The 26,095-nt window shown below is 67.6% G+C and carries 17 protein-coding genes; 10 read left to right on the plus strand and 7 right to left on the minus strand.

Features of this window, described 5'->3' with window-relative positions; genetic code table 11:
* Nucleotides 1-36: 36 nt before the first annotated feature.
* On the minus strand, nt 37-1,419 hold the full coding sequence (gene lpdA / locus AC4BCK_RS08160; protein WP_066275209.1) for a dihydrolipoyl dehydrogenase: 1,383 nt from the start codon (nt 1,417-1,419) through the stop codon (nt 37-39).
* A gap of 258 nt (nt 1,420-1,677) precedes the next feature.
* A complete protein-coding gene (locus AC4BCK_RS08165) occupies nt 1,678-3,201 on the minus strand; it encodes a leucyl aminopeptidase (RefSeq protein WP_490566820.1) in 1,524 nt (507 codons plus the stop codon).
* 258 nt (nt 3,202-3,459) lie between these two features.
* Between AC4BCK_RS08165 and AC4BCK_RS08170 the strand changes: the two genes are divergently transcribed.
* From AC4BCK_RS08170 to AC4BCK_RS08185, 4 genes are all read left to right on the plus strand, one after another.
* Nucleotides 3,460-4,398, plus strand: a complete 939-nt coding sequence (locus tag AC4BCK_RS08170) for a proteasome assembly chaperone family protein (RefSeq protein ID WP_251423217.1) — start codon at nt 3,460-3,462, stop codon at nt 4,396-4,398.
* A 33-nt stretch (nt 4,399-4,431) separates the two neighbouring features.
* A complete protein-coding gene (locus tag AC4BCK_RS08175; protein WP_490566821.1) occupies nt 4,432-5,778 on the plus strand; it encodes an MFS transporter in 1,347 nt (448 codons plus the stop codon).
* A gap of 100 nt (nt 5,779-5,878) precedes the next feature.
* Entirely contained in the window at nt 5,879-7,126 is a 1,248-nt protein-coding gene (locus AC4BCK_RS08180) for a DUF4192 domain-containing protein (RefSeq protein WP_490566822.1), read from the plus strand.
* Nucleotides 7,127-7,429: 303 nt separating this feature from the next.
* Nucleotides 7,430-8,734: an RNA polymerase sigma factor gene (locus AC4BCK_RS08185; protein WP_490566823.1), complete on the plus strand. Its 1,305-nt coding sequence runs from the start codon at nt 7,430-7,432 to the stop codon at nt 8,732-8,734.
* A gap of 218 nt (nt 8,735-8,952) precedes the next feature.
* Here AC4BCK_RS08185 and AC4BCK_RS08190 read toward each other — a convergent pair whose 3' ends face one another.
* On the minus strand, nt 8,953-9,174 hold the full coding sequence (locus tag AC4BCK_RS08190; protein ID WP_013600696.1) for a DUF7455 domain-containing protein: 222 nt from the start codon (nt 9,172-9,174) through the stop codon (nt 8,953-8,955).
* Between the two features lie 255 nt (nt 9,175-9,429).
* Between AC4BCK_RS08190 and AC4BCK_RS08195 the strand changes: the two genes are divergently transcribed.
* The gene (locus AC4BCK_RS08195) at nt 9,430-11,538 is read left to right on the plus strand and encodes a DNA gyrase/topoisomerase IV subunit B (RefSeq protein WP_174177062.1); all 2,109 of its coding nucleotides are present in this window, start codon (nt 9,430-9,432) and stop codon (nt 11,536-11,538) included.
* An 87-nt stretch (nt 11,539-11,625) separates the two neighbouring features.
* Here AC4BCK_RS08195 and AC4BCK_RS08200 read toward each other — a convergent pair whose 3' ends face one another.
* Nucleotides 11,626-12,618 (minus strand): M56 family metallopeptidase, encoded by a 993-nt coding sequence (locus tag AC4BCK_RS08200; protein WP_174177064.1) that lies wholly within the window; start codon nt 12,616-12,618, stop codon nt 11,626-11,628.
* 6 nt (nt 12,619-12,624) lie between these two features.
* Nucleotides 12,625-13,011 (minus strand): BlaI/MecI/CopY family transcriptional regulator, encoded by a 387-nt coding sequence (locus AC4BCK_RS08205; RefSeq protein ID WP_174177066.1) that lies wholly within the window; start codon nt 13,009-13,011, stop codon nt 12,625-12,627.
* Nucleotides 13,012-13,282: 271 nt separating this feature from the next.
* Here AC4BCK_RS08205 and AC4BCK_RS08210 point away from each other — a divergent pair, with 271 nt between their 5' ends.
* Genes AC4BCK_RS08210 through cydD form a run of 3 tightly spaced genes read left to right on the plus strand, consistent with a single transcriptional unit; the run spans nt 13,283 to nt 19,503 of the window.
* Nucleotides 13,283-14,887 carry a cytochrome ubiquinol oxidase subunit I gene (locus AC4BCK_RS08210; RefSeq protein ID WP_174177105.1) on the plus strand — a complete coding sequence of 535 codons (1,605 nt, stop codon included), beginning with the start codon at nt 13,283-13,285 and terminating at the stop codon, nt 14,885-14,887.
* Between the two features lie 31 nt (nt 14,888-14,918).
* Nucleotides 14,919-15,968 carry a cytochrome d ubiquinol oxidase subunit II gene (cydB, locus tag AC4BCK_RS08215; RefSeq protein ID WP_174177068.1) on the plus strand — a complete coding sequence of 350 codons (1,050 nt, stop codon included), beginning with the start codon at nt 14,919-14,921 and terminating at the stop codon, nt 15,966-15,968.
* A gap of 1 nt (nt 15,969) precedes the next feature.
* Nucleotides 15,970-19,503, plus strand: coding sequence for a thiol reductant ABC exporter subunit CydD (cydD, locus tag AC4BCK_RS08220; protein ID WP_490566824.1), 3,534 nt, complete (start codon nt 15,970-15,972; stop codon nt 19,501-19,503).
* Here cydD and AC4BCK_RS08225 read toward each other — a convergent pair.
* Nucleotides 19,485-20,003, minus strand: coding sequence for a DinB family protein (locus tag AC4BCK_RS08225; protein WP_310113998.1), 519 nt, complete (start codon nt 20,001-20,003; stop codon nt 19,485-19,487). The two genes, cydD and AC4BCK_RS08225, sit on opposite strands and share 19 nt — an antisense overlap.
* A gap of 19 nt (nt 20,004-20,022) precedes the next feature.
* Nucleotides 20,023-22,539, minus strand: a complete 2,517-nt coding sequence (locus tag AC4BCK_RS08230; RefSeq protein WP_366277590.1) for a DNA gyrase/topoisomerase IV subunit A — start codon at nt 22,537-22,539, stop codon at nt 20,023-20,025.
* Between the two features lie 88 nt (nt 22,540-22,627).
* On the opposite strand from AC4BCK_RS08230, the gene AC4BCK_RS08235 reads away from it, so the two are divergent.
* Together AC4BCK_RS08235 and AC4BCK_RS08240 are read left to right on the plus strand one after the other, a co-directional pair.
* Nucleotides 22,628-25,312 carry a bifunctional acetate--CoA ligase family protein/GNAT family N-acetyltransferase gene (locus AC4BCK_RS08235; RefSeq protein ID WP_251423237.1) on the plus strand — a complete coding sequence of 895 codons (2,685 nt, stop codon included), beginning with the start codon at nt 22,628-22,630 and terminating at the stop codon, nt 25,310-25,312.
* Between the two features lie 42 nt (nt 25,313-25,354).
* Nucleotides 25,355-26,095: a DUF5998 family protein gene (locus tag AC4BCK_RS08240; RefSeq protein WP_174177078.1), complete on the plus strand. Its 741-nt coding sequence runs from the start codon at nt 25,355-25,357 to the stop codon at nt 26,093-26,095.

A 26,095-nucleotide genomic window follows, 5' to 3' on the forward strand; every position in this document is an offset into this window, starting at 1 on the left:
GTGCCGGGTGCACCAGGCCCTTGGGTTTTGGGGAGACTAGCCGTGAAGCGGCTTGCCGGCGAGTGCCAGGTGGGCTTCGCCCAGGGACTCGTTCTGGGTGGGGTGGGCGTGGAGCAGCTGGGCCACATCCTCCGGGTAAGCTTCCCAGTTCACGATCAGCTGGGCCTCGCCCACCTGCTCGCCCATGCGCGCGCCGATCATGTGGACGCCCACCACGGGGCCGTCCTTCTGCCGGACCAGCTTGACCAGGCCGGAGGTGCCCAGGATGGAGCTCTTGCCGTTGCCTGCGAGGTTGTATTCCTGGGTCTGCACCTGGTCCTCGCCGAACTTCTCCTTGGCGGCCTTTTCGGTGTAGCCCACGGTAGCGATCTCCGGCTCGGAGTAGGTGACCTTGGGAATGTTGATGTCCTCGACCACCACAGGCTTCAGGCCGGCGATTTCCTCGGCCACGAAGATGCCCTGCTGGTAGCCGCGGTGCGCCAGCTGCACGCCGGGGACGATGTCGCCCACCGCGTAGATGTTGCCGACGCCCGTGTGGAGGCGCTCGTTGGTGATGACGAAGCCGCGGTCAATGGTGATGCCCGCTTCCTCGTATCCGAGGTTGGCGGTGACGGGGCCGCGGCCCACGGCAACCAGCAGCAGGTCGGCTTCGAACGTCTTGCCGTCCACCAGGGTGACCTTGACGCCGTCGTCGTTCTGCTCGACGCCCTGGAAGAACACGCCGGTGGAGAACTTGATGCCGCGCTTTTTGAAGGCGCGCTCGAAGTTCTTCACGATGGTGGCGTCCTCGTTGGGAACCAGCGAGGGCAGGCCCTCCACGATGGTGACGTCGACGCCGAAGGACTTCCACACAGAGGCGAACTCGACGCCGATGACGCCGCCGCCCAGGATGATGGCGCTCTTGGGGATGAAGTCCATGGTCAGGGCCTGGTCGGAGGTGATGACCTTGCCGCCGAGCTCCAGGCCGGGCAGGGTGCGCGAGTAGGAACCCGTGGCCAGGACGATGTTCTTGCCCTTATACGCGGTGCCGTTCACCACGACGGTGTCGGTGCCCTGGAGCTTGCCTTCACCTTCGATGACGGTGATGCCCTTGGACTTGATGAGTCCCTGAAGGCCCTTGTACTTGCCGGCGATGATGCCGTCCTTGTACGCGTTGACGGCATTGATGTCGATGCTGTCAAGGGTGACGTTCACGCCGTACTTGGCGGAGTCACGGGCGTGGTCGGCCAGTTCCGCGGAGTGCAGGAGGGCCTTGGTGGGGATGCAGCCGTTGTGGAGGCAGGTGCCGCCCAGCTTGGCCTTCTCCACGAGGCCGACGGTGAGGCCAAGCTGTACTGCCCGGAGCGCGGCGGCGTATCCGCCGCTGCCGCCACCGAGTACCAGGATGTCGAATTCTTGCGCAGTTGCCTGATCGGCCACTTAAACGCTCCCTCGCGTGAACGATGACGCGATCCTGCGCATCATCTGGTCTTGGAACTTGCACTGCCGTGATTATGCCAGCAGGCCAATTCTCTTGCATTTGTGACTACCGTGGTTCACCTTAGCGAACCACTTATCCATGCTCCACCCTGGCACCACGTTTGTGGAGCGCTTGTGTCGAGTGTCACGCGGCTTTGTGGCACAGGGATCACCGGTCCCGCAAAGCCGCGTGACAGCACGCCGGAGGCCGCCAAAGGGTCAGGCGGCAGCCAGGATGTCCTCCACGTACGCCACCAGGGTCCGGACGGTGCAGCCCGTTCCCTGCTTGTGCGTGTAGCCGTACGGGCTCCCGTTATTAAAGGACGGCCCGGCGATGTCGATGTGGGCCCAGGGGATCTGTTCCCCGTCCTTGCCCTTACCCACGAACTCGCGGAGGAAAACGGCGGCGGTCATCATGCCGCCGTGGCGTTCGCCGATGTTGGCGAGGTCGGCGACCTGCGAATCCAGGCTGGGCCGCAGTTCCTCGGGCAGCGGCATGGGCCACACGAGTTCACCGGCCCGGTCCGCTGCCGCCTTGAGCGGGCCCGTCACGCTCTCGGATCCCATGACGCCGGCTGTCCGGTTGCCCAGGGCGATCAGCTGCGCCCCGGTGAGCGTGGCAACGTCGATGATGGCGTCGGGGTATTCGCGGCTCGCGGCCACGATGCCGTCGGCCATGACCAGCCGCCCCTCGGCGTCGGTGTTCAGGACCTCAACGGTCTTGCCCCCGAACATGGTGAGGACGTCGGCGGGGCGGGAGGCGGCGCCGGAGGGCATGTTCTCGGCGATGCAGAGCCAGGCGGTGGCCTTGACCGGCAGGCCGAGTCCCGCGAGGGCCAGGACAGTGTTAAGGACGACTGCGGCCCCCGCCATGTCGCTCTTCATGTCGCCCATGCCCAGGGCCGGCTTGATGGAGATGCCGCCGGTGTCGAACGTGATGCCCTTGCCGACCAGCGCGATCTTCGAGGTTGCCTTGGCAGGGGAGTACTCCACCTTGACCAGGCGGGGCTGGCGTGCCGAGCCCTTGCCCACGCCCATGATGCCGCCGAAGCCTTCCTTCTCGAGTCGCTTCTCGTCCCAGACGGTCACTTTGACGGGCAGCCCCTTGGCGAGGTCCTTCGCGGCGTCAGCGAAGGTTTCCGGGTAGAGGTGGCTGGGCGGCTGGTTGACCAGGGACCGGGTGGCGTTGACCGCCCTGCCGATCAGCGTGGCGCGCTTGAGGACCTCGTCCAGTTCCTTCTGGCCGGCCAGTTCAGTGAAGATCACGGCATTGCGGACGGGGTCCTTCAGGCCGTCCTTGGAGGACCGGAACTCGCTGAAGGAATAGGCGCCCAGCGCGGCACCTTCGGCTACGGCCTCAACGTCGGCGAGGGACGCCGTCGGGAATGCCAGGGCAACCGTGGCCAGGCCGGCGAGCTGGCGGACGGCGGAGCCTGCTGCCCGCCGCAGGGCTTCCCCTGCCAGTGGCTTCGTGGCTGATACCTTGCCCACCCCGGCGAGGACCAAAACGCCCGCGCCGGTCTCGGGAAGGCCCGGCAGGCGCACCAGCTGGTCCGCTGCGCCCGTAATGCCGAGGGCCTTCAGGGAATCGGTCAGCGCCTCGGCGGACCGGGCGGTCAGCGGGTTGTCCAGGAGGACGGGTCCGTCCGCACCCTGCCCCACACCTATGACGACGGCGTCACTGGGGCTTTTCTTCAGGTCCCGCGAGAGGGTACTAAGGTTGATTTCAGTATTCTTGACCACGCGGATCAGTCCTCGATTCTCGAAAGATGTTCGGGCAGGGGTGCATGTTCGGCGCTCTGCCATGGTTGCCCGGGTACCGCCGTTCGGAACGCAGTCCGGGTGCCTGCGGGCCCGTCTGGCAGGCCAGTTCCGATCGTAGCCCGTCCGTGTCGGAGCTGGTGAATTCCGTGAGAGGTGCGCCACAGCCGGCGCCGGAATGCCCCGCTGCCCCCGGGCGTTGTAAAGAATGTCCACCCGCACCTGTGAAAGGAACATGCCGTGCTTGAACGGATCTCCGGCTCCCTGCTGGACCCCGATGCGCTCTATGCGAGCAACATTGAGCTGTTCCACAGCCCTGAACTCCGCGGGCTGAACCTGGTGATGGGCTTCACCGGGTTTGCCGACGCAGGCCACGTGGTGAAGCAGATCAATGCCGAACTGCTGGATTCCCTCGACGCCGAGCCGGTGGCGGTTTTTGATGCGGACCAGCTTATTGACTACCGCTCGCGCCGGCCGCACCTGACGTTCGTGGAGGACCACCTCCAGGATTACCAGGAGCCCCGGCTGGCCCTGTACCGGCTGAAGGACGGGCTGGGTAAGCCCTTCCTGCTCCTGGCGGGCTTCGAACCTGACCTGCAGTGGGAGAGGTTCGCACGGGCCGTGGTGGGCATCGTGGAGAAGCTGGATGTGAACCTGGTGACCTGGATCCACTCCATCCCCATGCCCGTTCCCCACACCAGGCCGGTGGGTGTGACGGTGCACGGTAACCGTCCTGACCTGATCGAGGGTATCTCGGTGTGGAAGCCCACCGTGGAGGTCCCCGCCGCCGTAGGCCACATCCTGGAACTCCGCCTCGTGGAGGCAGGACGCAATGTTGCCGGCTATGTCATCCATGTGCCGCACTACCTGGCCGAGGCGGAATACCCCACCGCCGCCGTCGCAGGCCTTGAATACCTCGGTGCCGCCACATCACTGATGCTGCCATCGGACAGGCTCCGGGAAGCAGGCCGTGAGGTAAGCCGCCAGATCGCGGAACAGATCGACGCCTCCGAGGACGTCCAGCAGGTGGTGTCGCGGCTGGAGGCCCGCTACGACGAAAAGGCCGAGGGCACGGTCCGCCGGTCGCTCCTGGCGGACGAGAACGACGAGCTGCCCAACGCCGACGACCTCGGCGCTGCCGTGGAGGCCTACCTGGCCCGGGAGAACCCCGGCAAGTAAGGGCCCCGGCGGGCGCCCGGGCATAATGAAGGAGTGACTGCACCCCGCGCCTGGCTTATCTGGACCATCGGAATATTCGGGTACCTGGTGGCCGTGGCGCAGCGCACGTCCTTTGGCGTGGTGGGGCTGGAAGCCACCGAGAGGTTCCAGGCCAGCGCGTCAGCGATCTCCTTCTTCACTGTCCTTCAGCTCCTTGTCTACGCGGGGCTCCAGATTCCCGTAGGGCTTCTGGTGGACAGGTTTGGCTCCCGTGCCATGATCGCCGGCGGCGCAGTCCTCATGGGGCTGGGCCAGCTCCAGCTCGCCTTTGCAGACAGCATTCCCGGGGGAGTGGCCGGCCGGGTCCTGGTGGGCGCCGGGGACGCCATGACGTTCATTTCCGTGATCCGGCTGATTCCGCTCTGGTTCGCTCCTGCCCGGGTTCCACTGGTGACGCAGCTGACGGGCATGTCCGGCCAGCTCGGCCAGCTGTTCAGCGTTATCCCCTTCGCCTTCGTCCTGCATCTCGCGGGCTGGACCCCGGCGTTCCTCATGCTTGCCGGGATGTCAGCCCTCGCCGTCGTCCTTACGCTGGTGCTGCTGCAGGACGTCCCGCCGGGAACCGCCCGCCCGCAGGCCCAGCAGGGGCTGCGGGCTACCGGGTCCTCGCTGGCCCGGGCCTGGCGCCAGCCGGGGACCCGCCTGGGGCTCTGGAGCCACTTCACCATTCAGTTCAGCGGCACCGTGTTCGCCATGACATGGGGCTACCCGTTCCTGCTCTCCGGCCAGGGCCTGGACGCAGGAACGGTGGCGGCCCTGATGGCCCTCTACGTCGCCGCCGCGATGGCGGTGGGGCCCTTCATCGGACGCTTCGTCTCCCGCCACCCGTTACGGCGTTCCACCATGGTCCTGCTCATCGCCGGCGCAACCGCGGCAGCGTGGGCCGCCGTCCTGCTGACCCCCGGCCGTGCTCCGCTGTGGCTGCTGGCCGGTCTCGTGGTGGTGCTGGCCGTCGGCGGTCCGGGGTCCATGATCGGCTTCGACTTTGCCCGCACCTTCAACCCTGCGCACCGGATCGGGACGGCCACGGGCATCGTCAACGTGGGCGGGTTCATCGCCGCCCTGGTGGCGATCTTCCTGATCGGGCTCGTGCTGGACATCCTGTTTGCCAGCGGGTTCTCCCAGGGCGTCCTCTACGGCCTGGATCCTTTCCGGATCGCCCTGAGCGTCCAGTTCCTGCTGCTGGGGTTCGGGGCGGCAGCCATGCTCGTGTGCCGGCGCAAGGTGCGGCGGCAGATGGCCGCCCAGGGTGTGGTGGTGCCGCCGCTGCGCAGCACGCTGGCCCGGCAGCGGCGCGAGAACCTTGCGCGGCGGCGCGGGTCCTCGATCCCCGATGAGTGACGCTGGTCCTCCACTGGCACTGATCCTCCACAGGCCCGGTTTCCGCACATAGCCGCTGTCCGTTCTTATCGGGAGCCGGCGGGGGGCGGAAGCTGGAGCCATGACTTCTCCAGACCACCTGACAGTCCGCAGCCCCGAAGACATCCTCGGCTTCATCCCGCACTCGCTCGGATACTGGCCGGCGCAGAGCCTGGTGGCGATGACCCTGCAGGGTACGAGGCTTGGCGCTACCCTCCGGCTGGACCTCCCAGGACGCGAGGTCCTGGCCGCACCGGCCAAGTTCCTGCAGGCCGTCCGGCGCTACCTGGCGGCGGACAAGGAAGCTGACGGCACCTTGCTGGCTTTCTTCACCAGCAACGGCAGCGCGTCGTCGCCGTCCCCGTACGACGGTCTGCTGGCCGGCCTGGACTCCATGCTGGAAGACGCCGGGATGCCGGTCCGGGAAGCCTGGTATGTCGGTGATGATTTCTGGCGCGAGGCCTGGTGCCTGGATGTTTCGTGCTGCCCGCTCCCCGGCCGGCCGGTGCAGCAGATCCGTGACAGCACCTTGAACACCGAGATGGTCTACCGCGGAAGCAGCATTGGCCCGCAGCCGGAGGAGCAGGCACCCGCGCTTCCGGTTTCCAGCCTCTACCTCGCTGCCGTCAGGGAAGCTGAAACCGCGTGGTCCGCGCAACTGGACCTTCGCCGGGCAAGCAGGCAGCAGTTCGACTCGGTCCTCAGGCTCTGGCTGGATCTGCTGGACCGCCCGCTGAAGGAAGCCTGGCTGCCCGAGGCGGATCGCGACGGATTCCTGCGCGCCTCGCTGTTGGTCCCCGCGTACCGGGATGCTGTCCTGATGATGGCGGCAGCCGGTACACAAGCTGCCCGGGCCGGTGCCGGGCAGTTGGGGCTCTTCCGGGATGAATGCCTCCTGGCCCCTGTGGCGCCCCAGGCCTTCCCGGGGACCGGGGCATGCGCGGATGGACTGCAGGGCGCTGCGGCGGAGACAGGACCGCCGAAGGAAGGACCGCCCGGTGCAGGAATCCCGGGCTACGGGGACGTCCTGATGGGCGTGGCCCCGGCCGTCCCGGACTGGGAACGGCTCAACGCCCTGGACCTGGCCCTTGGGCAGCTTGCCGCAGCCGGCGGCCGGGCGGCGGCTGCATCGTTCACGGGAAGGGGCTGGATCGCCTGGTGCCGCGGCCGCGGCTCCTACTCGGCGGTCTATCTCCGGCAGGCCCTTGACGCGGAACCCGGGTACCGCCTGGCGGAACTGCTGCTGGAACTGGTCCGGCGCGGAACACTTTGCGGCTGGGCGGCACGGAAGGAGGCTGCCTGGCAGAAGTTCGGCCCGGACGCGGCGTGACCGCTGCCGGGGTCCGGGGGAGCGGCGGCAGACGGGGCCGGACGGCGGGGACACCCGGCGGTGGCGAATGACGGGGAGGCCCGATTCGGGGAAAACATGAGACAATGGAGGCCGAGACCCGGTTGGGTCCGTGTATTGAGCGCACAGGAGTGGACCCTGCGGGGAACATAACAGCGGCTCCGGCAGTTGTCTTAACAGACTCTGCCGGCCGTGGTGGCGCTTGGTTTTCACCACGGACTTGACAGGGTCATAGTGGTGTTGCCCGTATGGTGATTCCACAGACCACCGCTAGAAAGGTTTTCTGTGACCCCGTCTTCCACGAAGAAGGACCCCGCCGCCCAGGACGAACTGTCCGCCGAGGAGAAGCAGGCTGCGACCAACGCCAAGCGTGCAGCTACGCGGGCAGCCAACAAGGCGTCGGCCGGTGCGGCTGCAGCGGACGGCAAGCCCGAGCCCAAGAAGCGCGGCCCCAAGCCCGGTGCGAAGGCAGCAGCCGCAAAGTCCGCTGCCGGTGACACCGACGACGCTGAAGAAGTCGAGGAAGACCTCGACGACATCGTCCTCGAAGGACCTGAAGTCATCGAGGAGGACGCCGAGGCCGATCCCGCCAAGGCAGTTGCCGGCTCCGGCAAGGGCTTCGTCTACTCGGACGCTGACGACGACGACGCGCCTGTCCAGCAGGTCATGTCCGCCGGAGCCACGGCCGACCCCGTCAAGGACTACCTGAAGCAAATCGGTAAGGTGGCACTGCTCAACGCCGAGCAGGAAGTGGACCTTGCCCTCCGGATCGAAGCCGGACTGTTCGCCGAAGAGAAGGTCAACGCGGACGACGGTTCCATGGATCCGAAGTACAAGCGCGAGCTTGAATTCATCATCCATGACGGCAAGCGCGCCAAGAACCACCTCCTCGAAGCCAACCTTCGCCTGGTGGTCTCGCTGGCCAAGCGCTACACCGGACGCGGCATGCTGTTCCTGGACCTGATCCAGGAAGGCAACCTGGGCCTCATCCGTGCGGTGGAGAAGTTCGACTACACCAAGGGCTTCAAGTTCTCCACCTACGCCACCTGGTGGATCCGGCAGGCGATCACCCGTGCCATGGCGGACCAGGCCCGCACCATCCGTATTCCGGTCCACATGGTCGAAGTCATCAACAAACTGGCACGCGTCCAGCGCCAGATGCTCCAGGACCTCGGCCGCGAACCTACGCCCGAAGAGCTCGCGCTTGAACTCGACATGACCCCCGAAAAGGTTGTGGAAGTCCAGAAGTACGGCCGTGAGCCCATCTCGCTGCACACGCCCCTGGGCGAGGACGGCGACTCCGAGTTCGGTGACCTGATCGAGGACTCCGAGGCCGTTGTTCCCGCGGACGCCGTGAGCTTCACGCTCCTCCAGGAACAGCTGCACTCCGTCCTGGACACCCTGTCCGAGCGCGAAGCCGGGGTTGTGGCCATGCGCTTCGGCCTGACCGACGGACAGCCGAAGACTTTAGACGAAATCGGCAAGGTCTACGGAGTGACGCGTGAGCGCATCCGCCAGATCGAATCGAAGACGATGTCCAAGCTCCGCCACCCCTCGCGGTCGCAGGTACTCCGGGACTACCTCGACTAAAAGCAGGATGAGCTGGAAAAGCGGCCCGCCCGCTGCCGTGCCCTCGCGGGTGTGGCAGCGGGCGGGCCGCTTTTGCCGTTCCCGGCAGGACGCGCGGGCTGGGACTGGCCGGCCGGAACGGTGCCCCCCAATGGCGCCGGGCCGGGGATTAAAGAGGGACGCGGCTTAAAAGAATTGGGACCCCACCTTCCGGTGGGGTCCCAACAGCTTTGGGGAAGCTAGTCGATTTCTACGGCTGCCTTCTCATGAAGCTTGCCCGTCTCATCGTGCCAGTCGGAGCTCAAGGGTTTCAGAGTCGCCTCGACTGCGCGGGCGTGGTGGCCACAGAAGAGCAGCTCACCGCCGGAGGACTCCAATACAACCCGGACATAGGCCTGAGCTCCGCAACGGTCGCACCGGTCCAGTGCATTGAGTGTGCGGTCTGCCACTGCTGTTGTCATGTCGGCCTCCTTAGTAGATCAGTACGTCTATATAACCAGCATTCGTAACAAAACCATCGCAAGGATGGGGCAAGTTCGCTGTGCGCGTATCCCCAATGTTGGCTCAAGAACGCCCCAGCAGCCTGCGCAGGTACCGACGTGGTGCGGTCCACACCCCCGCCAGGTGTGGCAGCCGGACCGCGGGCGCCGCGCCGACTACGCTAGAGGAAGCGATCCCAGCCCGCTGTTTTACGTCCCTGAAGGAGCTCATCACCAGTGGCACCAAGTTCTGATTACACTGCCCGGCACCTGTCTGTACTGGAAGGCCTGGAGGCCGTCCGCAAGCGCCCGGGCATGTACATCGGTTCCACCGACTCCCGCGGCCTCATGCACTGCCTCTGGGAAATCATCGACAATTCCGTCGACGAGGCGCTGGCCGGGTTCGGCCACGACATCAAAATCATCCTGCACGCGGACAACTCCGTGGAGATCCACGACGACGGCCGCGGCATTCCCATCGACAAGGAACCCAAGACCGGCCTGACGGGCGTGGAGGTTGTCTTCACCAAACTGCACGCCGGCGGCAAGTTCGGCGGCGGCTCCTACACCGCGTCGGGCGGCCTGCACGGTGTGGGTGCTTCCGTGGTCAATGCCCTGTCCTCGCGCCTCGACGTCGAAGTGGACCGGGGCGGGAAGACCTACAAGATGTCGTTCCGCCGCGGCGAACCCGGTCGGTTCAAGGACACCGGCTCCAAGACGGACCCCGCCGCGCCCTTCACCCCGTTCGTTGACGACTCGGTCCTGGACATCGCCGGCAAGGCCAAGCGCGGCGTCACGGGAACCCGGATCCGCTACTGGGCCGACCGGCAGATCTTCACCCCGGACGCCAAGTTCTCCTACGAGGAACTGGCCGCCCGCGCCCGGCAGACCTCCTTCCTGGTCCCGGGCCTCAAGCTGACCGTGCGGGATGAGCGGAGGGTTCCGGGTACCCCCGGCGAGGCGGGCGTCCACGAAGAGGTGTTCCACCACGACGGCGGCATCTCCGAATTCGTCGAATTCCTCGCCGCTGACCCGGCAGTCACCGATGTGTGGCGGCTGCATGGCTCCGGAAAGTTCAAGGAGACCGTTCCCGTCCTGGACGAGCGCGGCCACAGCCAGCTTGCCGAGGTGGAGCGGGACTGTGAAGTGGATGTCGCCCTGCGCTGGGGGATCGGCTACGACAGCACGGTCCGCAGCTTCGTGAACATCATTTCCACGCCCAAGGGCGGAACCCACCAGTCCGGGTTTGAACAGGCCCTGGTGAAGACGTTCCGCAAAGCCGTGGAAAACAACGCCCGCAAGCTCAAGGCCGGGAATGACAAGATCGAAAAGGACGACATCTTCGCCGGGCTGACGGCCGTCCTGACAGTGCGGCTGGCGGAGCCGCAGTTCGAAGGCCAGACCAAGGAAATCCTGGGCACATCAGCCGTCCGCGCCATTGTTGCCAAGGTGGTGGAGCGGGAGATCGGCGCCAAGCTCAGCTCCGCGAACCGCAATGACAAGGCCCAGTCCGCCCTGCTGCTCGAAAAAATCGTCAACGAGATGAAGTCCCGCATCTCTGCCCGCGTGCACAAGGAGACCCAACGGCGCAAGAACGCGCTGGAAACCTCCTCCATGCCCACCAAGCTGGCCGACTGCCGCACGGACGACGTCGCACGCTCCGAACTGTTCATCGTGGAAGGCGACTCGGCGCTCGGAACCGCCAAGCTGGCCAGGTCCTCCGACTTCCAGGCGCTGCTGCCCATCCGCGGCAAGATCCTCAATGTCCAGAAGGCCTCGGTGGGGGACATGCTCTCCAATGCCGAGTGCGCTGCCCTGATCCAGGTGGTGGGGGCCGGGTCCGGGCGCAGCTTCGACCTCTCTGCCGCCCGCTACGGCAAGGTCATCCTGATGACTGACGCCGACGTGGACGGCGCGCACATCCGCACCCTGCTGCTGACCCTCTTCTTCCGCTACATGCGGCCCATGATCCTGGAGGGCCGGGTGTTCGCGGCGGTTCCGCCGCTGCACCGGGTGGAGGTCATCAACGCCGGCCAAAAGGCCAACGAGATGATCTACACCTACTCCGAGGCCGAACTCCACGTCCTGCTGGCCCGCCTGGCCAAGGAGGGCAAGCGGTACAAGGAGCCCATCCAGCGGTACAAGGGCCTGGGGGAGATGGACGCCGAACAGCTGGCGGAAACCACCATGGACCCGCGGCACCGTACCCTGCGCAAGGTAGGGATTGAAAACGCGCAGCAGGCAGAGGAGATCTTCGACCTCCTGATGGGCTCGGACGTGTCCCCGCGCAAGGACTTCATCATCGCCGGCGCCGCCAGCCTGGACCGGGAACGCATCGACGCCTGACGGCAGAAGGCAGCGGGCAGGCCGCGGAGGCCGCAGGCATCCTGTGCCGCAGGCGTCGGGGCAGCAAAGGGAGGACGACGGCGGGACTCAGCCCAGCAGGCCGGGCACCACGAGCAGGGCGGTGGGCAGGGCAAGGAGCAGCACGGATCCCGCCACGACCAAGCTGCGGATGGGCGCCGGCAGCTCCGGCCGGGGCGAGAGCAGCCGGCTGACCCGTGAAGCGGTGGTCCGGGCGGAGTCCGCGCCGGACGTGCCGGCGGCGGCGTCCAGGCCGGAGAGGGCAAGGCTTGAGGCCTCCGGGCGGAGGTCTGCGCCGCCGCTGTTCCCGGCCGACCCGCTGGCCACAATGGCGATGGCCTTGATCAGCGTGGCCTTGCTTTCGGTCTTGAGCGCGACGTCGTCGGCCAGCATCTCGATCAGGGAGTTCACCGATTCCTGCGCGAGGCGGGTGGTTGGCAGCCAGGGCAGTGCCTGCCGCCAGGCGGCGAAAGCCCACAGCAGCAGGTGGTGGCGCTGGCTGAGGTGGGCGTTCTCATGGATCAGGACCGCACGGAGTTCTGCGGGCTCCAGGGCTGCCATGAGGCCGTCAGACAGGACTGTCACGGACCGGGCGCCGCCGGGAAGGCAGTAAGCCACGGGGGAGTTGTGGCTGATGACCAGGGTTCCCGTCCCCTCAGCGGACGGCGAGGCCAGCAGGGACAGCAGTTCGCGGTGCCGCCGCCGCTGGCGCTCAATCTTGTAGTAGGTCAGCAGCAGGGTGAACACCAGGTGGGCGGTGAGCAGCGCTGCTGCGGACAGGGCGAAAATATGCCAGAAACCCAGGGCCGTGGTGGGGGCGTTGTAGAGCACCATGCCGGCCAGCGCCCGCAGGCCTGCGATCAGGTTGTCCCCGATCGGTTCCAGGCCATACACGAGCATTGCGCCGATCATGGACAGCCCGCCGGCCAGCGCTATCGCCTGCCACAGGATCATGGCGGTGAAGGGTGAGCGGGCGGGCCACTGCGCGCGTGAGAGGAGGACAGGCACCGGCCACGCCAGGACTATCGCAAGGACCGCCAGCAGGTACGAGGCCCAGAACATGGTCCGCTAGAGGTGGCCAAGCAGTTTGCGCAGAGTCTCGGCTTCACCCTCGGATACGGACCCGATAAAACGGGCCAGCACTGCTTCGCGGTCCGGAGCCGACCCCAGTACCTCGTGCATCAGCTCGGCGGTGTGGTCCTCGCGGCTGGACACTGCCTGGTAGCGGTGCGGACGGGTGCCGCGTTCGCGCTCCACCAGGCCCTTCTTCTCCAGCCGCGACAGTACGGTGAGCACGGTGGTCACGGCGAGCTCCTTGCCCTCGTGGCCGGCAGCACCGTCCTGGCCGGCCGAGGTCTGCGCGAGCCTGTCCCGCAGCGTGTTGGCTGTGGCTGCTTCCTGGCCCGCCCAGAGCAGATCCATCACTGCCCGTTCCAGTTCACCAAGACTAGCCATTGCACTTTTCCTTTGTTTCCCCGCGCCACCGCCGCCGGGCGGAAGTGGCTGCATGCTGTGTTTGAACTACAACCTCCAATTTACCCGGTTTTCCCAAGACTTTCTACGTTGGGTAGAACACGTGGCGTGACGTGGCCCTTGCCTGCCGACCCCGGGCAGTGGAAGCTGGTTTTTACACCGCCGCCGCCGTTGTTCTACACTCGGTAGAAGTTGAGTTCTACAAAACGTAGAAGATCTGCATTCGCTGACACGAGGAACCGCCTTGGACGCTATGGACGCGCTGGAAATCGCACGCTGGCAATTCGGGATCACCACCGTTTACCACTTCATGATGGTTCCGCTGACCATCGGCCTTGGCCTGGTTGTCGCAGTCATGCAGACGGCGTGGCACCGCACAGGCAATCCCGAGTACCTCCGGATGACCAAGTTCTGGGGAAAGCTGTTCCTTATTAACTTCATCATGGGCGTGGCCACCGGCATCGTCCAGGAGTTCCAGTTCGGGATGGCCTGGAGCGAATACAGCCGGTTCGTGGGCGACGTCTTCGGCGCGCCCCTGGCCCTGGAAGCGCTGCTGGCGTTCTTCGTCGAATCCACCTTCCTGGGACTGTGGATCTTCGGCTGGAAGCAGCTCAAGCCCGGCATCCACCTGGCGTGCCTCTGGATCGCAGTGATCGGGTCGATTTTCTCCGCGTACTTCATCATCGTGGCCAACAGCTGGATGCAGCATCCCGTGGGCGTGGAGATGATCGACGGCCGGCCCGTCATGACCGACGCCTGGGCCGTCTTCACCAACAACACCGCGCTCGTTGCCGTACCGCACACCCTCTTCGGTGCCCTCGCCGTTGCCGGCGGCTTCCTGCTGGGCATCGCCTGGTACCACCTCTGGCGCAGGCGGCGCGACGGCGTCGACACCGTCGGCGCCGACGGCAAGGTCATCCCGGGCGAATCGGCGGACATCCCCGGCCGGGACCGCGACGACCACAAAGTCTGGCTCCGGTCCCTGCGGATCGGCGCGGTGGTGGCCATGATCTCCTTCGCCGGCACCGCCCTCACCGGGGATCTCCAGGGCAAGCTGATGTTCGAGCAGCAGCCCATGAAGATGGCCGCAGCGGAAGCCGCCTGCCATGACGGCACCGGGTTCTCCGTCCTGAGCATCGGCAACCTTGGTTCGCAGAACTGCGACGACATCGTTGCCCTCATTGAGGTCCCCGGCATCCTCTCCTACCTGGCGAAGGGCGACTTCACCACCGAAGTCCAGGGCGTCAACAGCCTCCTGCCGCAGTACAAGGAGGCCTACGGGACCCACCTTCCGGACAATCCCATCTACGGCGAACGCGCGGGCCAGGAGATCGACTACCTTCCCGTCATGGAGGTCACCTACTGGGGCTTCCGCATGATGATCGGCTTCGGCGGGCTCGCGGCCCTCGCCGCCCTCGTTGCGCTGTGGATCACCCGGAAGGGCACCGTCCCCGAATCCCGCTGGCTCATGCGGCTCGCCGTCTTCGGCATCCTGGCCCCCTTCGGTGCCAACGCGGCCGGCTGGATCTTCACCGAGATGGGCCGCCAGCCGTTCGTCGTCGCTCCCAACCCGGATCCCAGCGGCATCGACCAGGTGTTCATGTTCACGGCGGCGGCGGTATCACCCGGTGTCTCTGCCGGGGAGCTGCTGGCCTCGCTGGTCACCCTGACGGCGGTCTACGCAGTCCTGCTGGTGGTTGAGGTCAAGCTGCTGGTGAAGTACATCCGCGGCGGAGTGGTCTCCGCCATGCCTGAGCTGGTCCATGCACCGGCCGACGAAAATGAGGACGCCACCCCCGGATCCGGTGGACCGGGCGGCGGCAAACCCGGCGACGACGTCCTGGCGTTCGCCTACTAAGCCGCGCACGAAGAGCAGAGGAAATACACACATGGAACTGCTGCCAACCGTCTGGTTCATCGCCATCGCGGTGCTGTGGACCGGGTACCTCTTCCTGGAGGGCTTCGACCTCGGCGTCGGGATGCTCATGAAGCTTTTCGCCCGCAACAACACGGAGCGCCGCGTCCTGCTCAACACCATCGGACCCGTCTGGGACGGCAACGAGGTATGGCTCCTGACGGCCGGCGGCGCCACGTTCGCCGCCTTCCCGCTCTGGTACGCCTCCCTGTTCTCGGCCCTCTACCTTCCGCTGCTGGTGGTGCTCGTTGCCCTGATTTTCCGGGCGGTGGCGTTCGAGTACCGGGGCAAGGTGGACACGGACCGGTGGCGTGCCCGCTGGGACTGGGCCATCGCGCTGGGATCCTTCTTCGCGGCCTTCGGCGTGGGTGCCGCGCTGGCGCTCACCACCACCGGCCTGCCGCTGAACGCCAATGGCGACCGAGAGGGAGGCCCGCTGGCCTGGTTCAGCGGATACGCCGTCCTGGGCGGCCTCGCCGTCGTGGGTTTCTCGCTGATCCACGCGCTGGCTTTCCTGGCCCTGAAGACCGACGGCGACGTGCGGCACCGGGCACGGACATGGTTCGTGCGCCTGCTGCCCGTCCTGCTCCTGCCCATCGCGGGGTGGGCACTGAGCATCCAGTTCCTGGAAGGGAAGCCCTGGACCTGGGCCCTTGTCCTGGTGGCTGTCGCCGCCGCCGCAGCGGCCTGGGTGTGGGCCCGCCGGGGAGCGGAAGGCAAGGCCTTTTCCGCCCTTGGAGCTTTCCTGGCACTGGGTTCGGCATCGATCTTCGCGGCCGTGTTCCCGGTGGTGCTGCCCTCCACCCTCAACGAGGCCTATGACCTCACCATCTCCAACGCGTCCTCCTCCGACTACACCCTGGGGCTCATGAGCATCGTGGCGGCCTTCGGCCTTCCCCTTGTCATTGCCTACCAGGCCTGGACCTACTGGGTGTTCCGCCGCCGGGTCAGTGCAGCGCACATCCCGGAGGCCCACAGCTTCCTGCCGGCCATCGCCGCCAGGGCTTTCACAACGAAGGGCTGACATGCGGCCAAGTTTCCCTCCCGGCCCGGCCACCCGCTCCGCCGTCTACCTGCTGGGACTGCTGGCAGCCCTGAAGGCCCTGTCGCTGGTCCTGATGGGCCAGGCCGTGGCCTCGGTACTGGCCGGACTGGTGGCGGGGGACCAAAACTGGGCAGGCCAGGTTGTGTTGGGACTGGCGGGCGTGGTCCTGCGGTCACTGACCGTCTGGGCACAGGCCGTCGCTGCCCGGCGCGCGGCCCTTGGCATCAAGGAGGAGCTGCGTGCCGGGCTGCTCGAACGGGCGCTGCGCAACGGCGCCCGGGGAACCGGCCCTGCCGACGGCGGGCTCGCCGTCCTGGCAACCCGTGGACTGGATGCGCTGGACAACTACTACACCCAGTTCCTCCCGGCACTGGTGAACTGCGCGGCGATCCCGCTGCTGCTGGGAGCACGGATCCTCTTCGCGGACTGGGTCAGCGCGGTGGTGATTGTCCTGACCGTACCGCTGGTGCCGCTGTTCATGGTGCTCATTGGCCGGTACACCGAAGACAACGTCCGCGAAGCGCAGGCGGCCCTCGGCAGGCTGTCCGCCCACATGCTGGAGCTGGCAAAAGGCCTGCCGGTCCTGGTGGGGCTCGGGCGGGCCACGGCGCAGCGCAAGGCCCTGGAGGAGATCTCCGAGGAATACCGCACCCGCACCATGGGAACCCTCCGCACCGCATTCCTCTCAGCGCTGGCGCTGGAACTGATCGCCACCATCTCCGTCGCGGTGGTGGCCGTGTTCATCGGCGTCCGGCTGGTGCACGGGGACATGCCGCTCGAAGCCGGCCTGCTGGCACTGATCCTGGCCCCGGACTGCTATCTCCCGCTGCGTGAACTGGGCACCGCCCACCACGCCAGCGACGACGGACGGGTGGCCCTCGCGGAAACCACCGCAGTCACGGAGGCCCCCGAACCCCGGCCGCTCCCGGCAACCCGGGCGGGACGGCCCGGTGCCCCAATCTCCGTCACGGACCTGACCGTGCGCTACAGCGGAAGGTCGGGCCCCGCTGTCGGCCCGCTCAGCTTCACCGCGCCGCAAGGCAGGATCACCGCCCTGGACGGAGCCAGCGGCGCAGGAAAGAGCACAGTCCTCGGCGTGCTGGCGGGAACCATCGGGGACGGATCCGGCACCACGGTCACCGGCACCCTCCAGGGCATCGACCGCAGCGCGCTGGCCTGGGTGCCGCAGCATCCGGTCATGCTCGCCGAAACTGTCCTGGACGAGGTGGTCCTGTACCTCTCCGGTGAAATCGAGGGCTCCCGCGGCCACGCCGGCGTGGAAGCGGCCGCACGCTCCTGCCTGGCCCGGGCCGCTGCCGGCCACCTGGCCCACCATCACCCCGCAGAGCTGAGCCCCGGCGAGCTGCGGAGGGTGGCACTCGCCAGGGGGCTGGCCCGGATCGAGGCAGGGGCGACAGTACTGCTGCTCGATGAACCCACCGCGCACCTGGACGACGCCTCGGCCATGGTGGTGGAAGATGCGATCCGCCGCCTGCGCGGACGCGTCACCGTGATCCTCGTGGCGCACAACGGGCGCACCCGCAACCTCGCTGACCACCTGGTGCCGGTGAGTGCGTACGCAGAGCCAGTCCAGGCACAGCCAGGGCGGGCAGGGGAACCAGACCTGCGGGCCGGGGAGCCGGCCACAGCCGCAGCGCCGGGGCAAGCCGCGCTGCAGCAGTCCCGGCCGAAACCACGGGGTGCCGTGGACGTCGCAGCGGACGACTGGCCGGCCTCCGCTGCTGCCCCGGCTGCAAACGCCAGTGCCGGCGCACCCTCCCGCAGGGCCGCAGGCACCCGCCAGACAACCCGGCTCCTCGCGGCGCTCCTGGCGCCGGTCCGCGGCAAGTTCGCAGCGGCTGCCGTCGTGGGCACCCTGGCGGCCGTCTTCGCCGTCGCCCTGTCCGGCCTGTCCGGCTGGCTGATCATCCGTGCCAGCGAGCAGCCGCCCATCCTGTACCTGCTGACGGCCATTGTTGGCGTGCGGTTCTTCGGGATAGGGCGGGCCGTGCTGCGCTACTGCGAGCGGCTCCTGCTCCACGACGCCGTGTTTGCCGCCCTCACCCGCCTCCGGGGGCGGCTCTGGGAGTCCCTGAGCCGCAGGGCCCTCGCCCTCCGCCGGCTGCTGCAGGGCGGCAACGTCCTCGGGACGGTCATTGACGACGTCGATACCGTCCGGGACCTCCTGCCGAGGGTTGCGCTGCCGCCGGTGACGGCGCTCGCTGTCTCCGCCTTGGCCCTGGCCACCACCTGGCTGCTGGTGCCGGACGCGGTCCCGGCTGTCCTGGCCGCCGCCGCAGCGAGCCTGCTCCTTGCCCCGGCCGTGGCGCTGTGGGCCGACCGGAAATCGGCCAGCGCCGAGCAGGTCCTGAGGTCCGGGGTCCTGCGCCGGATTTCCGCAGCCCTCGATGCCCGCGCCGAGCTGCATGCCAACGGCGTTGCCGCCCCGGTGCTGGCCGGACTGCGCGCCCAGGACCGCAGCGCCACCCGCGCGTCCCAGCGGTCAGCGTGGGCAGACGGACTGGGGCACGCGGTCACCACCGCCTCCTGCTGCGCGGCTGCCTTCGCAGCTGCCTGGCTGGCCGCTCCCGCCGTGCTCGGCGGCCGGCTGGCCCCGGCGACGGCGGCGGTGGTCGTACTGATGCTCCTCGCACTGGTGGAGCCCTACGCGGCCATGACGACGGCGGTGCGCCAGTTCCCCGCGCTACGGACAGTCATGCGGCGCGTATCCGCCTCGGGCGCCCTGGACGCCGGCACCGCGGGCCCCGAAGGCACCCCAGCCGACGGCCTGCACAAGGTGCCTGCCCGCCAGGCCGGTGCTCCCGGCGTCGAACTCGTTGACCTCGCGGTGGCGTGGCCGGGCGGTGCTCCGGTGTTTTCCGGGATCAACGCCGTTGCGGAGCCAGGCAGGTGGCTGGCCGTCACGGGACCGTCCGGTTCCGGAAAGTCCACCCTGCTCTCGGTCCTGCTCGGCTTCCTCCCCGCAGCAGCCGGGTCAGCCCGGGTGACCGGCCGGGCCGCCTGGTGTCCGCAGGAGGCCCACCTCTTCGACTCGACCATCCGCGGGAACCTGCTGCTGGGCAGGCCCCCCGCGAACGGCCCGGCCGGAGAGGGCGGGCTGATGGAGGTGCTGGAGTCCGTGGGGCTGGCGGGCCTGGTGGAGCGCCTGCCCGCCGGGCTGGACACCAGGATCGGTCCGGGCGGGGCCTTCCTGAGCGGGGGAGAGCGCCAGCGCCTGGCCGTGGCGCGCACGCTGATGACGGGCGCGGAGGTGATCCTGCTGGATGAGCCCACAGCGCACCTGGATGCTGCATCGGCAGAGGCCATGCTGGCCGACCTGCGCGCGGGACTCGGCAACCGGACCGTGGTGCTGGTGACCCACAACCCGGCTGACATCCACCCGCAGGATGCGAGGCTGGTGCTGGCCGGATCCGGGAACGCCGGAGGTGCAGGACGTAACGGTGCGCCGGCGTATGCCGCGGTGGCGGAAGGTGCTCAGCCGTCCACGTCGTGAAGGTGGTGGACGACGTCGTGCAGGAAGTACTGGGCCAGCGTCAGGACGGTGAACTCCGAGCCGTTGCTGCGCAGCCCTTTCCGTCCCCACTCTGATTCGCGGACCCTGGCAAAGGACTCCGCCGCCTGCTTTCCCTCAGCCGTCAGTTCTGCGCTGACCACTGCCGGATCGGCGTTGGCGTAATCCTTGTCGACGGCCGTCTGGTCCTGGTCCCAGTTCTCGAACCGTGCCTCATCCGATTCGAGCATGAGGTTCAGCCGCTGGTCGAAAAGGCTGAAGACGTCCCGGACGTGGCAGGCATACTCCAGTGCTGACCAGGTGTGCCCATTGGGGCGCTCGGCCACGTCCGGCCTGCGCAGGACGGCCCGCCAGCGGGGCAGCATGTTGTCGATGCTCCCCGGGGCGGTGGAGGGGGTTACCGTTGCGGCGTCGAACGAACACTCGGGGCAAGGACGCGTCAGGACCCAGGTCCAGTCCTTCTCATCAGGAACGATAGGCATGCATGCAGTCTAGGCCGGATCAGGCCGCCTGGCCGGGGTCAGACCACGCCATGGCGGGACCCACCACGTCCACCGGCTGCGACAACGGGACACCGGAACCGTCCCGCCGGCCGTGCTCCTGCGGCAACGATCTGGCGACCCCCGCAGCCGAGGCGGCCTTGGCCGGGCCGTGCCCCGCCCAGGCCAGCAGCAGCGTGTCCTCGCCCTTCAGGAAGCGGTGTGCCCGCACGCCGGCTGTTGCACGGCCCTTCACGGGGTACTCGGAGAACGCCGTGACCTTGGCCGTGCCGGGGGCGGTCCCGGGTAGGGCGCCCGTTGTCCCGGCGATGGTCACCACCACGGCGGCCTCGTCCCCGGGCTGGACCGCGCCGAAGAACAGCACCCGGTCACCGGCCGCCAGCTTGATTCCCGCCATGCCGCCGGCTGTCCGCCCCTGGGGGCGCACGCTCGCGGCTCCAAACTTCAGCAGCTGGGCCTGGCTGGTCAGGAACACCAGCTCAGCATCATCGGCTCCCGCCGGCGCCACATTGACCACGAAGTCCTTGTCCTTGAGGGCAATGACGTCCCAGTCTTCCCGGTTCAGGGGGTAGTCCGGCTGCACCCGCTTCACCACGCCCTGGGAAGTGCCGATGGCCAGCACTTCGTCCAGCGGCACGAACGCCACCAGGGTTTCCCCCTTGAGCAGGGTAAGGAAATCCTTGGCCGGAACCCCGCCGGCGAGGTTGGGCAGGCCGGACATGGGCGGCAGCACCGGCATGTCCATCACCTGGAGGCGCAGCATCCGCCCCAGGGAGGTGACCGCCGCGATCTCGCCGCGCGCGGAGGTCCTGACCACGGACGTGAACACGTCATGTTTTGCCCGGGGTCCCGCCTCGGCCAGCGGTTCCTGGTTGCTGGTGCGGGCCACCTGTCCGGAGGCGGTCAGGATGGCCCAGCAGGGGTCGTCGGCGATTTCCAGGGCCAGCGGCGCTGCCTTGCCCTTCTTCCCGGCGGCGAGGGCATGGTCGGCGGCCACGGTCGGTGCCACGGCCTCGGATTCGAGGAGGACGGTGCGCCGGGGAGTGCCATGCTCCTCGGCAATCTCTCCCAGCTCGTCGGACACCAGGGTCCGGAGCCGCTCCTCGGAGCCCAGGATCGCCTCGAGCTCCGCGATCTCGCGGCGCAGCTCGTCCTGCTCCTTCTCCAGCTCGATCCGGGAGTACTTGGTCAGCTGGCGCAGCCGGAGCTCCAGGATGTAATTCGCCTGGATCTCCGTGAGGTCATAGATGGACATCAGGCGAGCCCTGGCGGCGGCTGCCTCGTCCGAGGAGCGGATGATCTGGATGACCTCGTCAATGTCCACAATGGCGATGAGGAGGCCCTCCACCAGGTGGAGGCGGTCCTTCTTCCTGCCCAGCCGGAACACCGTCCGGCGGCGGACCACGTCGATCCGGTGGTTGACGTACACAGTCAGCAGCTGCACCAGGCCCAGGGTCTGCGGCTGACCGTCCACCAGGGTGACGTTGTTGATGCCGAAGGAGTCCTCCATCGGCGAGTAGCGGTACAGCTGCTGGAGCACCGCGTTGGGGTTGAAGCCGTTCTTGAGCTCGATGACCAGGCGCAGTCCGTGCTTGCGGTCGGTCAGGTCCACGATGTCGCTGATGCCGGTCAGCTTCTTGGCGTTGACGGCGTCCTTGATCTTCTCGATGACCTTTTCCGGGCCCACCATGTAGGGGAGTTCGGTGACCACCAGGCCGGTCCGACGCGCGGACAGCTGTTCCACATCCACCTTGGCCCGCGTCTTGAAGGACCCCCGCCCCGTGGCGTAGGCGTCGCGGATGCCGTCCAGCCCCACGATCCGGCCGCCGCTGGGCAGGTCGGGACCCGGAACGAAGCGCATGAGGTCATCCAGTGTGGCGTCCGGGTGGGCAATCAGGTGCCGGGCGGCGGAAATGACTTCCACCAGGTTGTGCGGGGCCATGTTGGTGGCCATGCCCACGGCGATACCGGTGGCGCCGTTGACCAGCAGGTTGGGGAACGCGGCCGGAAGCACATCCGGCTGGGTCAGCTGGTTGTCGTAGTTGGGGACGAAGTCCACCACGTCTTCGTCGAGGTGGTTGGTCAGCGTCAGGGCAGCCGCCGCAAGCCGCGCTTCCGTGTACCGCGGAGCCGCAGGGCCGTCGTCGAGCGATCCGAAGTTGCCGTGCCCGTCAATCAGGGGCAGCCGCAGCGAGAAGTCCTGTGCCATGCGCACCATGGCGTCGTAGATGGCGGTGTCGCCGTGCGGGTGGAGCTTGCCCATGACCTCGCCCACCACGCGGGCGCTTTTCACATGGCCGCGGTCCGGGCGCAGGCCCATGTCGCTCATCATGTACAGGATGCGCCGCTGCACCGGCTTGAGCCCGTCGCGGGCGTCCGGAAGCGCCCGGGAGTAGATCACCGAATACGCGTACTCCAGGAAGGAACCTTCCATTTCGGAGGTGACATCGATGTCCACGATGTTCTCCGTGTAGGGGGTGGTGTCTTCGGGAGGGGCTGAACTTTGGCGGCGGGCCATGGGGTTGGTGGATCCTTCTGCAGAGCGGTGCAATGGTTTGTTGGCCGCAGGCGGCAGTGCTGCGGGAGTTTTTGGCTAGGCTAAGCCTATGGTGGAACAGCCCGTGGACGGCGAATATCCGGAACATTGGGAAGCCGATGTCGTGCTCCGGGACGGCGGGACGGCACATCTGCGCCCCATCCACCCCTCGGACGCGGACGCTGTCCAGAAGTTCCACATGGGACAGTCGCAGAATTCAATCTACATGCGCTTCTTTGCGTTCAAGGCAAAGCTTTCGAGCAAGGAGCTCAAGCGGTTCACCGAGGTGGACTACCGGGACCGGGTGGCGTTCGTCATCACCATTGGCGGTGAAATCGTAGGGATCGGCCGGTACGACCGGCTGGATGACCCCACCGAAGCCGAAGTGGCGTTCAACATCGCCGATTCGCACCAAGGGAGGGGAATCGGCTCCATCCTGCTCGAACACCTCGCCGCCGCCGCCCACGAGAACGGGATCCGCCGCTTCAGCGCGGAGGTGCTGCCGGAAAACCGCAAGATGCTGATGGTCTTCTCCGACGCCGGCTATGACGTCAAACGGCATTTCGACGACGGCGTCGTCAGCCTTGAGTTCAACATCGACCCCACCGAAAAATCCCGGGCCGTGATGGAATCCCGCGAGCACCGCGCGGAGGCGAGGAGCGTCCGCGACCTGCTGACGCCGTTGTCCATTGCCGTCATCGGGGCCAGCCGCAAGTGGGGGACGGTGGGCTACCAGCTGCTGGAGCACATCATCGAAGGCGGCTTCCCCGGGCCCGTGTTTGCCATCAATCCCGAGGCCCTGGAACTGGCCGGCATGATCTCCTTCGGCAAGCTCTCCGAGGTTCCTGGACCTGTGCAGCTGGCCGTTATTGCCGTCCCCTACGAGGAAGTGCCCGCCGTCGTCGCCGACTGTGCGGCGGCGGGAGTGAAGGGCCTGGTGATCGCGTCGGCAGGCTTCGCGGACGACGGCGAACGCGGCCTCATGAGGCAGCGCGACCTGGTGCGGCAGGCACGCGCCAACGGGATGCGGGTGATCGGGCCTGCGTCCCTGGGGATCGTGAACACCCATCCGGCCGTCTCGCTGAACGCCTCGATGGCGCCCACGCTGCCGCTGCGCGGCGGGCTGGGGCTGTTCTCCCAGTCAGCGGCCATCGGCGTCTCGCTCTACGCCGCCTCCAGCAGGCGGCGGCTGGGACTGTCCACCTTCCTCTCCGCCGGTAACCGCGCGGATGTGTCAGGCAACGACATGATGCAGTACTGGGAGGACGACGCCGATACCTCCGCCGTGGGCCTGTACCTGGAATCGATCGGCAACCCGCGCAAGTTCTCCCGGCTGGCACGAAGGCTGGCGCGCATCAAGCCGGTCATTGTGGCCAAGTCCGATGCCATGGGGCTGCGGCTGCCGCCCGGCCACGCCGTGCGCACCACGCAGGCACCCGCAGGTGCGCTTGATGCGATGCTCCGCCAGTCCGGCGTCATCCGGGTGGAAACCATAGAGCAGCTTGTGGACGTGGCGCAGGTGGTCTCCAACCAGCCCCTGCCTGCCGGGCCGGGGCTGGCCATCTTCAGCAACTCCCAGGCCCTCGGAAAAGTGGTGGCGGACAGCGCGTCGTCCCATGGGCTTGACGTCGCCCGGCTGGTGACCGGCGTGGACCTCGACGCCGGCCAGTCGGTTGCCCTTCCCGCCCTGCGTTCGTCCCTGCTCGCCGCCCTCGAGTCCGACGCCGTCCATGGGGCCGTCGCCGCGGTGCTGCCCGCGCGCGGGCTTACAGTCGACAGCATTGCCGAGGTCCTGGCCGAATGCTCGGTGAAGGCGGGAAAACCCGTGGTGGCCGCGTTCACGGGGATCCTGGATCCCTCGGTCTATGTCGAGGGCATGGTGGGGTCCGCGGAGCAGGCTGTCCCCTGCTTCTCCAACCCGGGGGCTGCGGTGGCCGCGCTCGCCGCCGTCGTGCGGTACTCGGAGTGGGTGTCGCGCGACCATGGGCACTTCGTTGAGCCGGAAGGCTGCGATCCGCAGCGTGCACGGGCCGAGCTGGAGGGCCTCCTCCGCGACGTGAAAGGGGAGCAGCTCAAGCAGCTGGACCCGGCGGCCACGCGCTCCCTGCTGGGCCATTACGGCATCACCGTGCTGCCTTCGGTTGGCTTCGACACCCCGGACCAGGCGGTTGAGGCGGCGGACATGCTGGGGTGGCCGGTGGCGCTGAAGACCACCGACCCCACGCTGCGGCACCGGCTGGACCTCGGGGGAGTCCGCCTTGATATCCAGGACGCCGAGTCCTTGCGCCTGAACGTCCTGCAGATGCGCCGGACCCTGTCCCGTTACGGCGACCCGGCACTGGAGGTGCAGAGCATGGCGCCGGTGGGGCAGGCCTGTACCTTCCGGGCCATTGAGGACCCGCTCCTGGGCCCGGTGATCTCGTTCGGCCTGGCCGGGGACGCCGTCAACCTGCTGGACGACTGGGCGCACCGGGTGCCGCCCCTGTCCGCCGCAGACGTGCACGACTTCATCCGCGGGCCGCGGGCAGCCCGGAAGCTGTTCGGCTACCAGGGCCTGCCGGCCGTGGACGTGGCCGCCCTTGAGGACCTGGCCGGCAGGCTTGCCTGGCTCAAGGACAGCCACCCGGAAATCGCGCTGGTGGAATTCAACCCGGTGCTGTGCGGCGTGTCCGGGGCGGTGATCCTCGCCGCGGATGTCCGGATCGGCAACGCGGCCCAGCGCACCGACAGCGCCCGCCGGGCCATGCTGGGCTGACGCGGTTAGCAATGTGGCGGGCCGATCTGTGAAAATGGGGGAATGAGCTCACAGCCTCCCGCGTCGGCGCCCGAAACGCCCGGCAATGAAAACCAGGCAGTCCGCCACAGCTCACACAGCCACAGTGCCCAGGGCCAAAGCCTTGACGGCGCACTCCAGAAGGCGGGTTTTTACCCGCGCCTGGTGGCTGACGTGGTGGACGACGCACTGGACGGCCGCGAGTGCGTCGCCCACCTGGTGCACCTGGAAACCCACTTCGACCGTGCCGAGGTGCGCCGCCACATCACCGTGCTGGTGCTGACCGCGGACATGCTGGTGATCACCCACGTGGACGACCAGCAGCTCGATGAGGCGGGTGAGCAAATCGTGGCACAGATCTCCACCGAGTCCGTGCCCGTGGCCCAAATTCGCTCCGTGGTCCTCAGCTACATGTACGCCCAGCCGCAGGACTACAAGCCTTCAGACCCGGTCCGCGAGGTAACGCTGTCCATCGCCTGGTCCGGCGGCCAGCGGCTGGACATGGGCCCCGCCAGCTGCGGTGATCCCCAGTGCGAGGCTGACCACGGGTACAGCGGCACCATTGCGCAGGAAGACATCGTCCTGCGGATCAGCGCCGAGGCGGACGGATTACAGGCCGTCCAGGACGCCAAGCTTTTTGCCCGCGCCCTCCGCGCCGTGAACACAGGCTCTGCCGCCCCGGCGCCCCACATCCCGTCACTCCCGGCCCGGCCGCGTTCAGGCGTGTTCGGAAACCGCCTCAGCCGCGGGCACCAGCAGCGCTGA

Source organism: Pseudarthrobacter sp. As-47 (assembly GCF_058215595.1).